We start from the raw sequence: 13,486 nt of genomic DNA, 5'->3' as shown, positions 1-13,486 counted from the left end.
TTAGCGGTTAGTGTTGGGAGTTTTTAGTTTTAAATAATCACCGACTAAAATTGATGCAGGGAATAAAACCTCTTCCTCGATTTTTGCATGTTTATGAATTTCTTTTTCGAGTTCAATGATTTCGGGATATTTCAGATTGCTATCTGCCTGCTTAATTTCATCCAGATAAGCTTCGATCAGTTGATGTTCTGCGCTCATATGGCTTAACTGTGATTTTAATTTCTCTGTTAAAGCGATCACATTTTTAGTTTGTTCTGGTATTTTTCCATTGGTTAATTGAGGGAGCAGTCCCAAAGGAGGCAATACATAATCTTCTTCTTCATTAAAGTGATGCTGCAGCAAATTGTAAAGTTTTTTTGCTGCGAGGCCTGTGCTGTCATTTATCGAAGTAAATTTATAAAGCTTTTCAAGAAGGTTATCATGCTCTTTCTTTATAGATGAAGGCACCTCCGGCTTTCCAGGAAATGTCGAGACGAAATTTTCATCCTTATTCCGGCATTGACTAAAGAACAGGATGACCGGGAGTAAATGCCAAAAATTCTTCATGATTCTTACATTGATAATAATTTCGGCACGTATTAATTCCCTTATTTCTTTATCGCACCCTTAATATCAAGGTCTTTTATTCTCTCCCTGATCTTGTTCATAAACTCATCCCCGGGATCGCTTTTGACAGTTAAATAGTTGGGATCGGTCTCCTTAAAAAGTGGATGGCCGATAAATGATTGATATTCATGATGCCCGATCACATATTCAATTTTGTATTTCTTTTTTAAATAGCGGATCAAGGCTTCATTGGCATCTAATTGTGCATCTGTTAAAAGTGCATTGCTGCCCCCTACATTTTCAACGCCAATGGCACAATAGTTAAGGCCTATCACATGGCGGGCAAAGGCAGTTTCAGGGAGTTGTCTGAAGATCATTCCATCACGGTCGACCAGAAATTGTGCTGCAACATTGAGGCTGCTTGCTCCGGCAATGCCCTTTCTGGCACCTGGCAGGACAGAAGGATTCATGGCATCAAATGATTGTTCAAGAGTGGGTATAGCGGTCCAGTGCAGAACGATCATTTTGGGTACAATGGTAGCAGAATCCTGCACTATCCCATGACGTACTTTTAGATATTCAATTGAAAGTTGTTTTCTTTCTTCATCAAAAACTACCGGCTTGTTAAATGTTCTGAATGTTTGTGTAAAAGCGGCATTTGAAAATAACAATATTCCGCAAAGGCAAAGTAATTTTAAATTGAAATTCATAGGTTATGTATTTGGTATATTCTGATTTATTCAGATGATTTTTCAATAAATGTAACTATTCTTACAAACAATTATTAAGATGATATTTCTACATTAGATTGTTGATCCTTTAAAAAATTAAAAAGGCACAGGATCTGCAATTATTTTAATTTAAAATCTATGACATCAATTTCTTCAGAAATCAGCTCTCCGGTTGCTGGTAAATCAACACAACGCATAGAGTCAATAGATATCCTCAGAGCTATCACCATGATACTGATGATCTTTGTCAATGATTTCTGGTCACTCAAAAATATACCCGACTGGTTAAGGCACGTAGCCCGGGGAGTTGATGGTATTGGTTTTTCAGATGTTATTTTTCCAGCATTTTTGTTCATTGTTGGACTTTCATTGCCTTATGCTGTTCAAAACAGAAGATTAAAGGGTGACAGTAATATTGAGATCGTTAAACATGTGCTCTTTAGAACAATAGCTCTTCTTGTGATGGGAGTCTTTCTTGTAAATGGGGAAAGTATTAATGCTGAAGCAACTGGAATTGTGGCTGGGACATGGTATCCTATGGTTTGTCTTTGCTTTATTTTAATCTGGAATAAATATTCAGGAGGTCTGAATTCAATTCTAACCAGTATACTTAAGTACTCTGCAATATTAATTCTAATAGTGCTTGCTTTTATTTATCGTGGGGGAGAGGCTGGAGAATTACGTTTTGAATCACATTGGTGGGGCATACTTGGATTGATTGGCTGGGCTTATCTGGTTAGTGCCCTGATAACGATCTATTCCAATAATAATGCTTATGTTTTGTTTGCCGGATGGGTGTTTTTCTGTGCATTAAGTATATTTAATAAAGCAGATCTGTTACCTGCCTGGGAAATCATGAATTATATTCCCGGGACCATTAAAGGTGGAACCTTAGCCGGCCTCACGATGGGAGGGGTTCTCGCATCGCATATTTTCAGATATTATGTTAAAAAGGATGAACATTTGAAGCTGACCTATATATTTATTGCGGCTTCCATTGTTTTAGTAGTTCTTTCCGTTCTTACACGCCCGTATTGGGGTCTTGCTAAACTGGGAGCAACTCCTGCATGGTTGTTTCTATGCTCAGCATTTACATTGATTGCTTTTACTATTATATATTGGATAGCCGATGTCTGGAAAGGGGCAGATTCATTTAAACTGATCAAACCTGCAGGTACTGATACACTCCTTTGCTACCTGATTCCATATTTTATATATGCTATATATAAATTGACAGGCTTCGAGTTTCCTGAAATTCTTTCTAATGGGTGGCTAGGGCTATTGAAATCCTTTTCTTTTGCAATGCTATGTGTATTGATAACACGTGGATTGAATGCTTCGGGAATACGACTGAGAATTTAATAGCAATCTTTGCTTTTTATGGGATACAAACTCCTTAATAGGTTCTGATAAGTAACGATTTTATGTTTCTTTTAAAAGATTAATCAGGATAGTGTAATAATTCATTTTTTTTTCATAGAATTATGAACTGATAATTTCAGTGCGTTTGTCAGATTATTTTCCCTTCGGAAATCTGATTTTTATTAGAATATTTTTTTAAACCCAAAAAATCAATTTTTTTTATCAATTATGGATAGTGCAAAAACACATGAAATTCTTCAAAGTGCCGAATTTAAAAAGCTGGTAAAAACAAGGTGGAATATTTCTCTTTCATTCACATTTGTTATGTTATTCGTTTACATCGGTTTTTTACTTGTAATAGCATACAACAAAGATTTTCTAAAAATGCCATTAGGCGATTCAATTAATCTGGCTATTGTAGTAGGATTAGGTATTATTTTCTTTTCATGGCTTATAACTGGCCTTTATGTTTACTGGGCGAATAATTATTATGATTCTGACGTTCATGAGATCAAAAAAAAATTATAACATATTTTAACTCTACTATAAACTTATATGTCTTTGAATTTACTTCTTCAAATTAACCCTTCTGGACCAGCTTCCACTTTGGGTACTGCAAACCCGGTATCAATAGCAATATTTTTCCTGTTTGTATTGGTTACTCTTTACATCACGTATTGGGCAGCTAAAAAAACTAAAACCGGTTCTGAATTTTATGCTGCCGGTCGTAATATTTCCGGATTTCAAAACGGATTGGCCTTAGCCGGTGATTATATGAGTGCTGCCTCATTTCTTGGGATTGCAGGAATGGTTGCAACAAAAGGTTATGATGGCCTGATATATTCCATTGGTTTCCTTGTAGGTTGGCCTTTGATAATGTTTCTGGTGGCAGAGCCATTAAGGAATCTTGGAAAATATACTTTTGCCGATGTAGTTGCTTTTCGTCTTAAACAAAGACCTATTCGCATCGCAGCCTCGGTAGGGTCGCTATTAACCATTTCTTTTTACCTGATCGCACAAATGGTAGGAGCAGGAAGTTTGATCAAAACCCTCTTCGGACTAAATTATGAAATTGCAGTGGTTGTTGTTGGTGTGGTTATGACCATGTATGTACTCTTTGGCGGTATGCTTGCAACAACATGGGTACAGATCATTAAGGCAGTGTTGCTTTTATCAGGTGCTACCATTTTGGTTTTATTAGCCCTGGCTAAATTCAATTTTAGTCCGGCTGAACTTTTCATGTCTGTAAAAACTCAATATGGTGCAGATATGCTGGCACCGGGTGGCTTCATTACCAATCCATTGGATGCTTTGTCGCTTGGATTAGCATTAATGCTTGGTACAGCTGGTTTACCTCATATTTTGATGCGCTTTTACACAGTTCCTGATGATAAAGCAGCTAGAAAATCAGTATTCGTAGCAACCGGATTTATAGGTTATTTCTACATTCTGACGTTCTTTATCGGATTTTCAGCATTAGCTCTTGTTGGTAAAGATGCCATCGTGAGTTTAGATAAAGGTGGTAATATGGCGGCTCTTCTGCTTGCAGAAAACACTGGTGGAAGCGCATTTCTTGGCTTTATTGCATCAGTGGCCTTTGCTACTATATTAGCTGTTGTAGCCGGATTAACTCTTTCTGGTGCTTCAACTATTTCACATGACCTTTACGTGCATGTAATTAAAAAAGGTGTTTCTGATGAAAAAGGAGAAATGAAGGTTGCCAAAAGAGCAACAATTTTCCTGGGTATACTTGCAGTTGCCTTAGGGTTGTTGTTTAAGGGTCAAAACGTTGCCTTTATGGTTGGTCTTGCATTCTCAATTGCTGCAAGTGCTAACTTCCCGGCTTTACTTATGTCTATCATCTGGAAAGGCTTTACTACAAAAGGAGCTGTTTGGTGTATGGTAACGGGTGCTGTTTTATCATTGGTTTTAATTGTGATCAGTCCAACAGTTTGGGTCGATATTCTCGGCAATTCTGAAGCAATATTCCCGCTTAAAAATCCAACCATAGTTTCAATGACGTCTGCATTTATTGTAGGTATTCTTGTTTCTCTTGCTAAACCTGAAAAGGAAGCCGCTGAATTATTTGAGAGCGAAAAATTGAGAACTTACCTTGGTCACGGATCCGAAAAATAATCTATATCTGATCTGCCCCGGGCAGATCAGTTTTTTTTAATACATAATTTTATACTATGAAACGCAGAGACCTTCTTAAAGGTTTAACAGTTCTTCCTCTTGCAGGAGGAATATTGTCAGGAGAAAGTGCAGTAGGTGCTGAACTAACAGCAATTGCATCTACAGCAGCAAAAAGAGATTTATTCAAAGAATTAGGCATACGTACATTTATCAATGCCAGAGCAACCCTTACTTTCATGACCGGCTCTTTGATGCAGGATGAAGTAATTGATGCTATCAACAGTTCATCCAAAAGATATTGCATGCTGGATGAACTTCAGGATAAAGTAGGAGCTAAAATTGCTGAATTATGCCATGCCGAAGCTGCAACAGTAACTTCTGGTGCTTTTTCTGCGATCATGCTTGGAACTGCAGGAGTGCTCTCAGGAAATGATCCTAAAAAAGCAGCTATGATCCCTCATCTTGAGGGAAGTGGCATGAAAACTGAAGTTATTCTTCAAAAAGGTCATAACATTGGTTATTATCAGGCCATGAAAAACTGTGGTGTAACCATGGTTTGGGTTGAAACCCGTGAGGAGTTGGAACGTGCAATTAATGATAAAACCGCCATGATGGCCTTTATGAATTGCAATACTAATTCTGGGCAAATCAAACATAAAGAATGGCTTGAAGTAGCAAAGAAAAATAATATCCCTACTTTGATCGATATCGCAGCAGATGTTCCGCCAATCGAAAATCTTTGGAAATTCAATGATATGGGATTTGATCTGGTTTGTTTATCTGGTGGTAAAGCCATTCGTGGTCCGCAAAGTTCTGGTGTATTGATGGGAAAGAAAGATCTTATCGCTGCAGCCCGTGTAAGTGCTTCGCCAAGAGGAAGTACAATTGGCAGAGGTCATAAAGTGAACAAGGAAGAGATCCTTGGTTTATATGTTGCAATCGATAAGTTTATTCGTACTGGTGAGGAAGAATGGAACTTCTGGCTGAAGCAGATCGCTCACATTGAAAATGCTGTTAAGAATATTAAGAGTGTAAAAACAAGAGTATTTGTGCCTGAAATTGCTAATGCAACCCCAAATCTTGAAATTTCATGGGATCCGGCAATTCTTCCTGTAACAGGTCAGCAGATTCAGGAAAGATTGAGTAAAGGGGAACCCGGGATTGAATTGAATGCTGGTAAGAATAATATTTCTTTGGTTACATTTATAATGGTACCCGGAGAAGAAAAAATTGTTGCTGCCCGTATTAAAGAGGAGTTATCTAAAGTATAGTTGAACGCTTAATTTTGTGTGACTAGTCATAAAAAAACCTGATCGGAAATGATCAGGTTTTTTTATGTTAGTTTAATTTTGAATCTACTTTACAACCATATTTGAAAAAGGAATTACATAGGCCTGCAGGAATACAAACAAACCCACCAATGCCGCAAGTGCTATACTATGGAAAAATACATATCTTAATATCTGACCTTCATGTCCATACCAGTTCGTTGCAGTACTGGCAACTACAATACTTTGAGCGTCTACCATTTTACCCATTACACCACCCGAACTGTTGGCTGCTGCCATTAATATAGGGCTAACATCGGTTTGTTTTGCTGTAATGGTTTGCAGACTTCCAAAAAGCACATTGGAAGCTGTATCAGAACCGGTTAAGGCCACACCTAACCACCCCAGCATTGTTCCGAAAAATGGGTATAATACGCCTGTTTTAGCTAATGCCAGTCCCAGGGTGGCATCTGCACCGGAGTATTTGGTAACATAACCCAGAGCAAGCATCGCCGCTATGGTGATCAATGAAAACCGTACCCTCCAAAGGGTCTGGAGATATACCTTGAACATTTCTTTTATAGAATAGCCAATAGCAAATCCCGCAATTATGGCTGAAAGTAATATTCCGGTTCCCGTTGCTGATATCCAGTTTAATTTAAAGACAGCTTCTTCGGTTTTTGCAGGTTTCTCCAAAGTTGGTACCGGTGCAATAGGGGGAGAACGTTTTACAAGATTATGAAGGTATGCAACCTTATATTCAGGTGCAGAAACAGAGTTTAAGGTGCTTTTTACAGTTGGTACTCCCCACGCAAAAATGAAAACTGTAAGAATAACCCAGGGAGTCCATGCACGAACCATGTCTTTTGTACTGACACTTTCAGGATCGGCCTGCAATGGAATTGTATCCTCATCCTTTGGAAGTTGCCATATTGTTTTTGGCTGCCAGAATTTCAAAAGAACAATAATTGAAATGATTGAAACAATTGAAGCAAATATATCGACCAACCATGGTCCGTGATAATTTGAAACTAAAAACTGTGTGACAGCAAAAGATAAACCTGCAGTTAACGCAGCCGGCCAAACGCTGATCATACCCCGGAAACCTGCCATTGCCCATATAACCCAAAAAGGAACTATGAATGAGAATAGTGGTAATTGCCTGCCAACCATGGCCGAAAGTTTAAGTACGTCAATGTCTGTTACAGCTGCCAATGCAATTATAGGAGTGCCTAAGGCTCCGAAGGCTACAGGAGCCGTATTGGCAATCAGAGATAGTCCGCATGCCGCCAGTGGCCTGAAACCAAGCTGTATCAGGATGGCCGCAGTGATGGCTACTGGTGTTCCAAAACCCGCAGCTCCTTCAAAAAAAGCTCCAAATGCAAATGCAATAAGTATTACCTGTATTCTGGGGTCAGGAGCAATGGTAGAAAGGTGCATCCTGATCAATGTGAAAAGTCCTTTGTTTACCGTTAACTGATAAAGAAAGATCAGATTCAATACGATCCACCCAATAGGAAACAGACCATATGCACCACCATACAAGGTGGTTGCAGCAACTGCAGGAACCGGCATGTTGAAGGCAAATAGCGCAACTCCAATCGCGACAATTAGTCCGAATACAGCTGCAAGATGGATTCGGATATGAAAAATGGCAATAGATCCCAGTAAAACAATAATTGGAAGTGCTGCAAGCACTGTGGATAATAATGCATTATTAAAAGGGTCGTAATTTTGCGGCCAGATTTGTTCCATTTTAAAAGACAGTTTAGATTTATTTTAACAATCCAATTGTTTATTAAGGTTTTGTACTTTACTTATCCCTGAAATTATTTAAAGGGATCTTGTGGTGAATTCTGAAGCTCAAACAAAGCTTCGATCTCCACGGGAATATTGTCTGGCAATGAATTAAATCCGATGGCACTTCTTACACCGATCCCGTTTTCCGTTCCCCATATTTTTGCAAAGAGTTCACTGCATCCGTTTATAACATTTGGATGTCTTTCAAAATCATCAGTGCAATTAACCATTCCCAATACTTTAATTACGCGTTTAACCTTATTTAAACTTCCGAAATTAGTTTTGATCGTAGATAACATAGCCAATGCAACCTGTTGTGCGGCAAGTTTACCTTGTTCTATATCCATATCCTGTCCAAGGCGACCCTTGATCAATGATTTGTCGTTTCTAACCGGACCATGGCCTGATAAATATAAATATTTACCGTCAACAACATATGGTTTATAAACACCAATAGGACTGGGAGCAGGAGGGAGGCTTAATCCTGTTTTTTCAAAATTTTGATCAGGGGTATTATTTTGCATCTTATTTTTTGTTTAATAATCATTTTTTAGGCAAACTGATCTTCCAGATTCTTCCGCCTTCAGAATTTGCCGTACCATGCTCCATCACATATATTTTATTGTCAACCATTATTGCATCAACAGGAGCATTGAAATTATTAACAATAGTAGTTGTTTTCATGTAATAATTATCTGCAGCAGCATTATAGGTCATTTCTAAATGCATCAGATCTTTTCCGCTTTTTCTTAACAGGTTTGTGCCGGGGCGATCTGAACCTCCGCCGTACCTGAAAACAAAACCATCTCCACTGAATTCACTGGAAAGAGCATTTTTAGTATCAAATACTAATCCTAATGGTACTGAGTGTGCATTAAATGTACTAACTGTTTTTCCTGTAATGTCTCCATCAACGATTTTACCGGTTGCGATATCCCGGTATTCATTCGCATCAGGACCTAAATTCTGTACCCCTGGAGAAAATTTAACTCCTTCCGGGATCTTTGGAAAATTGGGATCATTCCGGAAATACTTCACTACCCAGGCATGTGCTCCCGGACTAATAAATGGATCTTTTGCTGGATCAGGCACCCAGGTTGGATATTGCTGCGGGTTTTCAATCCCGGCTAATTGCCATGGGAATCCATAATGATGTCCTTGTCTGATCCAGAACATTTCTTCAGATTGATCATAATCGCCAGAATTTACTACCCCGAAAAGATTGCCCTTGCCATCAAATGTCATGTCATAGGCATTTCTTATCCCCTGTGCATATAAAAAACCATCTGCTTTAAGCTTTGCTTCATCAGTAGTCAAAATAAGGTTTTGAGAATTTACAGGGAACCTGAAAACGTTGGATGTTAATGCATTATCGCGGGCATTTGGATAGGCCCCATTATTATCCTGAACTTCTCCATGATCTGTACGTGCACCAGAATTTACATAAATGTATTTTTTATCCTTACTAATAACCAAGGCATTCCAGCCGTGGTCAAAAGTCGTAGCATTTGTACCATATTCTACTGTATTGAAAACTTCTGTCAATACAGGTTTAGCTTTTGAAAGATCATATTTAACCATTCTTCCCTTGGTTCCCTTACCACCATTGGCACTAATATTCCCGCACAAGAACAGTGTATTGTTTAAGAATGCCGCACCTTGAAGCCTGGTGATTCCGTGGTCTTCCGCTGAAAATATTTTTTGTTCAATAGCATTTGGTGTATCAAAATCTGTGATTTTAAATACATTTCCATCAAAAGTTGAATACCAGAATTCGCCTGTTTTTTCATTCTTTAAAAGGCGCACACCAAGTTTTCCGGTATTCATTACCTTTTCAATCGTAATATCAGAACGTAATGATACAGGTGTTTTAATGGGAGCAATAGGTCTTTGGCTTGTTGCCGGCGCGCTTGCTTGCTGCGCAAAGCTTAAAATGGAATAAGAAAAAAACAGGGCTAAAAGCCCTGTTTTTCCTAAAGTGCATCTGATGGTGCCCATAAAAAAATAAAAATTATTTTAATTTATTAATTGCCAGCAGGTCTGGGTGAAGCATTCGCAGGCCTTTGTCTCGGTGGATTTTGTAATATATTAGGCTCTGCGATTGCATTCAGGTTGTAAACAATTTTTCCGGCTCTGATTGTCATTTCTGTTTCAAGTCTTTGTTTCCCGGGAATTTTGCCGTCTCTGGCATAATAACCAAAGTTTCCATTTCTTACAGTGAAAATTGCAACATCGGCTTCATTTCCAACAGAAAGATTACCCAGTTCTGGTCGCTTGATCTGTTGCGCAGGATTCCAGGTACTTGCCTTGATCACACTCTGAAGGTCCATTCCCATAGCCATAAATAATGACATGATGTTTGGCATATTCTTCATTGCATTGTTCATACTGCCTGTATGAAGGTCGGTACTGATTGAGTTTGGATAAAAACCACTTTTTATTGCCGGAGTTCCCTGATTGAAAAGGAAGCTTGATCCGCCAAAACCTACATCAAATATGATTCCCCTGTTCTGTGCTTTGATCACATATGGTTTTACTTTATTGGTGGTCACGTCAACAATTGATTCGCGGCCATTCGGGCTGGTACTTCCGTTTCCTCCGAATGCATGTGTATAAATATCGCCAGGGCGGAATTTAACATTGAAAAGTGAATCTAAAGGAAGGAATGGAGAGGCGCCGCCAAAGTCAACAATGACAGGAAGGTTTGCAAGGCGTCCGGCTTCTACCAAACGGTCAGTGGGTACCCAAGTGCGGCCATTGAAGTGTGCAAGCTTAAATCCAACGATGTCATTGGGATATTTTTTTGCCATTTCAGCAGCTTTCTGAGGATCCATCTCATTGATGTCATTCTCATACTTGCCACCGGCCATTCCCTGACCAACAATGTTTAAAAATGCAAGTACGCGGGTTTGTGACCCTTCAATAGTTTGTTTTTTATAAAGTTCAAAAGTTTTCCATCCCGGACTACCGGCATCCACAACAGTGGTAACCCCTGCAGGGAATGTAAAACCATCAGCCGGCAGACTTGAAGGCGCATTCATATAGGCTGAGCCATCATGACCCCAGAAAAAGTGAACGTGAATATCAATCAAACCTGGAGTAACATACATGCCTTTTGCGCTTACAACTTGTATGCCCTTTGCAGCATCAATGTTTTTAGCGATCAATGCAATCTTTCCATCTTTAATGGCGACATCCATTAATGTGTTAATATTGTTCTTAGGGTCAATAACATGCCCTCCTTTGATGACTATGTTATAGGGCTTCTCAGACACGGGCTGCTGATTTTGTTGAGCCTGCATACTGTTGCTTAAGAAAATTAGCAGAGTGAAAATTAAAAAATGTTTGTGCTTCATTTTGCTCGTTTTTAGGTGTGTTATTTAAAATTGTTTTATGCTGATAATTAAATAATGAGAATTTCTTTAATGATAAGAGTTAAAAAAGCCGAATATCCCCTAGTTTGATTAAATATAATTTTTTTTTACTGCCGATAAATTAAATCTGAGACAAATTCTATATATTTATAATCGAATTCAATTACGGCGGACTTAAGCTGCCTTTTTTTCAACATATTTTGAATTTCATTTTGAATTTAATATGTTTAAAATTCCAATGAGTGAACAAGTGAAAATTGAGGATTTAGAATTGATGGGCCGATTAAGGTCGGGAGATGATATTGCCTTAAAGCTCATCTATGATAAATATTGGAATCAGTTATTTATCTCTGCTTACAATATACTTCATGATCAGCAGGCCTGCGAAGATATTATTCAGGACATTTTTATCAATCTCTGGAATAAACGTGAGATTATAGAAATCAGGGTTTCTCTGAAATCATACCTTTTTGCATCAACCCGTTACGAAGTTTACAGACAAGTTCGAAATGGTTCTGTGCGTGAAGATATATTTGACAATATTCATGAGCGTTTAGAAACTCCTTCTGAATATGGAAATATTGAATATAGAGAGTTGCTTTCCCAGATCAATTCTATAGTTGATAAACTATCCGCCAAATGTAAGGTGGTTTATAAATTAAGTCGCGAAGAGCAACTTTCGCACAAAGAAATTGCTTCTCAATTGGATATTTCTACTAAAACAGTCGAAAATCATTTGAATAAAGCATTGAGGCAACTCAGAATTTCCCTCGGATTATTTTAATAAACATTTTTTTTTATTAAAAGCCAGTATTTGACACAAATTATCAGCACTGTCTATTGTATTATATATAGTATGATTTTTTTTTAGAGTATTTAAATCTTAATTTCTATATTTTATTTCTATTATCTAATTGAAACTGTTTAATTGAAACATATAAGATATAGTTCAAATCTGTTAATCTACTATTTAAGGCTTTCAATCTAATTTTTTTTCTTACCGGACTAGGGGATACCTGTTTTTTTTTACTCTCCTATATAAAATCGGCATATTTTGGAAAAAGAGAATTTTCATAAATTACTGGATAAATACATCTCTGGGGAGGCTTCACAGGAGGAAGAGCAGCGCTTGCTGAACTTCTATGGGAGTTTTAATACCCACGCCAAAAATGATCCGGTCCCCGGCTTGGATAATTTAAAAGATAAGATTTTTGATAAAATTTCTGAAAAAATAAATCCTGTAGAGGATTATCAGCAATCTTACAAGCTTTATTACCTGAAATCTTTTTCAATTGCAGCAATGATTCTGCTTGCTATTACAACTGGTATCTATTTTTATTCCAATAGAACCATAATTGAGGATGAACAGTTTACTGAGATAGATGTGAAAAACGATATCCTTCCAGGTAATAATAAGGCAATTTTAATATTGGCGGATGGTTCAAAGATTAGTCTCGATGATGCTGCCAATGGGTTATTGGCCAGTCAGGGAAATATTGCGATCACCAAAACTGAGAATGGTGAGATTATTTATGAGAAGAATCAGGTTAATAAAATGAAAAATATACCTGATCATTTTGTAATTAATACAATTCAAACTCCCAAAGGGGGTAAATATCAGGTTCGATTGCCCGATGGAAGTAAGGTTTGGCTTAATTCTGCTTCAACATTAAGTTATCCAACAGCTTTTACAGGAACCGAGCGTAAAGTTAAACTTAGCGGAGAAGCCTATTTTGAAATAGCTTCAAATAAAAAAATTCCTTTTCGTGTTGAAAGCGATGGTCAGATCGTTGAAGTTTTAGGTACTCATTTTAATATCAACTCATATGATGATGAGGATTTTACAAAAACAACCCTTTTGGAAGGAAGTGTCAAAGTTATCCTTAATTCAAAATCGGATGTGTTAGGCAAGACCAGAATGCTCAAACCTGGAGAACAATCATTAACTAATTCCAAACAACCGGGAATCAGAATAGAAAATGCGGATACTGAGAAAGCGATAGCCTGGAAAAATGGTTACTTTAAGTTCAAAAATACCCCTATACAGCAAATTATGCGCGAAGTAGAGCGTTGGTACGATGTAGAACTTGTTTATGAAGGTAATATGCCTAAGGATGAGTTTACTGGTTTCATTTCTAATGAGGTAAATATTTCAGCAGTATTGAAAATTCTTGAACAAAGCGGAGGTGTTAAATTCAGTGTAAAAGGAAAAAAAATTAAAGTTAAAATGATACCATAAATTCCAAAAGTAAATTAATAATATGATAAA

Annotated in this window: 12 protein-coding genes; 6 read left to right on the top strand and 6 right to left on the bottom strand. The window is 37.7% G+C overall.

Going from position 1 to position 13,486, the window contains the following annotated elements; translation table 11 throughout:
- Together BLR27_RS09175 and BLR27_RS09170 are read right to left on the bottom strand one after the other, a co-directional pair.
- On the bottom strand, positions 1-546 hold the full coding sequence (locus BLR27_RS09175; RefSeq protein WP_090704089.1) for a hemerythrin domain-containing protein: 546 nt from the start codon (positions 544-546) through the stop codon (positions 1-3).
- A gap of 41 nt (positions 547-587) precedes the next feature.
- Positions 588-1,256, bottom strand: coding sequence for a peptidoglycan recognition protein family protein (locus tag BLR27_RS09170; RefSeq protein ID WP_090704086.1), 669 nt, complete (start codon positions 1,254-1,256; stop codon positions 588-590).
- Between the two features lie 159 nt (positions 1,257-1,415).
- On the opposite strand from BLR27_RS09170, the gene BLR27_RS09165 reads away from it, so the two are divergent.
- From BLR27_RS09165 to BLR27_RS09150, 4 genes are all read left to right on the top strand, one after another.
- On the top strand, positions 1,416-2,639 hold the full coding sequence (locus BLR27_RS09165) for a DUF5009 domain-containing protein (protein WP_090704084.1): 1,224 nt from the start codon (positions 1,416-1,418) through the stop codon (positions 2,637-2,639).
- A gap of 228 nt (positions 2,640-2,867) precedes the next feature.
- A complete protein-coding gene (locus tag BLR27_RS09160; protein ID WP_090704083.1) occupies positions 2,868-3,167 on the top strand; it encodes a DUF485 domain-containing protein in 300 nt (99 codons plus the stop codon).
- Between the two features lie 33 nt (positions 3,168-3,200).
- Positions 3,201-4,775 carry a sodium:solute symporter family transporter gene (locus BLR27_RS09155; protein ID WP_221406318.1) on the top strand — a complete coding sequence of 525 codons (1,575 nt, stop codon included), beginning with the start codon at positions 3,201-3,203 and terminating at the stop codon, positions 4,773-4,775.
- Positions 4,776-4,831: 56 nt separating this feature from the next.
- On the top strand, positions 4,832-6,046 hold the full coding sequence (locus BLR27_RS09150) for an aminotransferase class V-fold PLP-dependent enzyme (RefSeq protein ID WP_090704078.1): 1,215 nt from the start codon (positions 4,832-4,834) through the stop codon (positions 6,044-6,046).
- 84 nt (positions 6,047-6,130) lie between these two features.
- Here the strand turns inward: BLR27_RS09150 and BLR27_RS09145 are convergent, their stop codons facing one another.
- From BLR27_RS09145 to BLR27_RS09130, 4 genes are all read right to left on the bottom strand, one after another.
- The gene (locus tag BLR27_RS09145; protein WP_090704076.1) at positions 6,131-7,798 is read right to left on the bottom strand and encodes an L-lactate permease; all 1,668 of its coding nucleotides are present in this window, start codon (positions 7,796-7,798) and stop codon (positions 6,131-6,133) included.
- Positions 7,799-7,872: 74 nt separating this feature from the next.
- Positions 7,873-8,367: a RidA family protein gene (locus BLR27_RS09140; protein WP_090704073.1), complete on the bottom strand. Its 495-nt coding sequence runs from the start codon at positions 8,365-8,367 to the stop codon at positions 7,873-7,875.
- 19 nt (positions 8,368-8,386) lie between these two features.
- On the bottom strand, positions 8,387-9,841 hold the full coding sequence (locus tag BLR27_RS09135; RefSeq protein ID WP_090704071.1) for a PQQ-dependent sugar dehydrogenase: 1,455 nt from the start codon (positions 9,839-9,841) through the stop codon (positions 8,387-8,389).
- Between the two features lie 26 nt (positions 9,842-9,867).
- Positions 9,868-11,199, bottom strand: coding sequence for an amidohydrolase/deacetylase family metallohydrolase (locus BLR27_RS09130; RefSeq protein ID WP_090704069.1), 1,332 nt, complete (start codon positions 11,197-11,199; stop codon positions 9,868-9,870).
- Between the two features lie 256 nt (positions 11,200-11,455).
- Between BLR27_RS09130 and BLR27_RS09125 the strand changes: the two genes are divergently transcribed.
- On the top strand, positions 11,456-12,001 hold the full coding sequence (locus BLR27_RS09125) for an RNA polymerase sigma-70 factor (RefSeq protein WP_176767656.1): 546 nt from the start codon (positions 11,456-11,458) through the stop codon (positions 11,999-12,001).
- Between the two features lie 270 nt (positions 12,002-12,271).
- Positions 12,272-13,456, top strand: coding sequence for a FecR family protein (locus tag BLR27_RS09120; RefSeq protein WP_090704065.1), 1,185 nt, complete (start codon positions 12,272-12,274; stop codon positions 13,454-13,456).
- Positions 13,457-13,486: the final 30 nt, after the last annotated feature.

It is taken from the genome of Daejeonella rubra (assembly GCF_900103545.1).
GTDB classification, from domain to species: Bacteria; Bacteroidota; Bacteroidia; order Sphingobacteriales; family Sphingobacteriaceae; genus Daejeonella; species Daejeonella rubra.
This window is presented reverse-complemented; position numbering and strand designations above follow the sequence as displayed.

What these genes read in the sequence shown, in the direction of transcription:
- BLR27_RS09165 (WP_090704084.1), top strand. Translation starts at nt 1,416, where the DNA reads ATGACATCAATTTCTTCAGAAATCAGCTCTCCGGTTGCTGGTAAATCA.
- BLR27_RS09150 (WP_090704078.1), top strand. Translation starts at nt 4,832, where the DNA reads ATGAAACGCAGAGACCTTCTTAAAGGTTTAACAGTTCTTCCTCTTGCA.
- BLR27_RS09130 (WP_090704069.1), bottom strand. Translation starts at nt 11,199, where the DNA reads ATGAAGCACAAACATTTTTTAATTTTCACTCTGCTAATTTTCTTAAGC.
- BLR27_RS09135 (WP_090704071.1), bottom strand. Translation starts at nt 9,841, where the DNA reads ATGGGCACCATCAGATGCACTTTAGGAAAAACAGGGCTTTTAGCCCTG.
- BLR27_RS09175 (WP_090704089.1), bottom strand. Translation starts at nt 546, where the DNA reads ATGAAGAATTTTTGGCATTTACTCCCGGTCATCCTGTTCTTTAGTCAA.
- BLR27_RS09145 (WP_090704076.1), bottom strand. Translation starts at nt 7,798, where the DNA reads ATGGAACAAATCTGGCCGCAAAATTACGACCCTTTTAATAATGCATTA.
- BLR27_RS09125 (WP_176767656.1), top strand. Translation starts at nt 11,456, where the DNA reads ATGAGTGAACAAGTGAAAATTGAGGATTTAGAATTGATGGGCCGATTA.
- BLR27_RS09170 (WP_090704086.1), bottom strand. Translation starts at nt 1,256, where the DNA reads ATGAATTTCAATTTAAAATTACTTTGCCTTTGCGGAATATTGTTATTT.
- BLR27_RS09160 (WP_090704083.1), top strand. Translation starts at nt 2,868, where the DNA reads ATGGATAGTGCAAAAACACATGAAATTCTTCAAAGTGCCGAATTTAAA.
- BLR27_RS09140 (WP_090704073.1), bottom strand. Translation starts at nt 8,367, where the DNA reads ATGCAAAATAATACCCCTGATCAAAATTTTGAAAAAACAGGATTAAGC.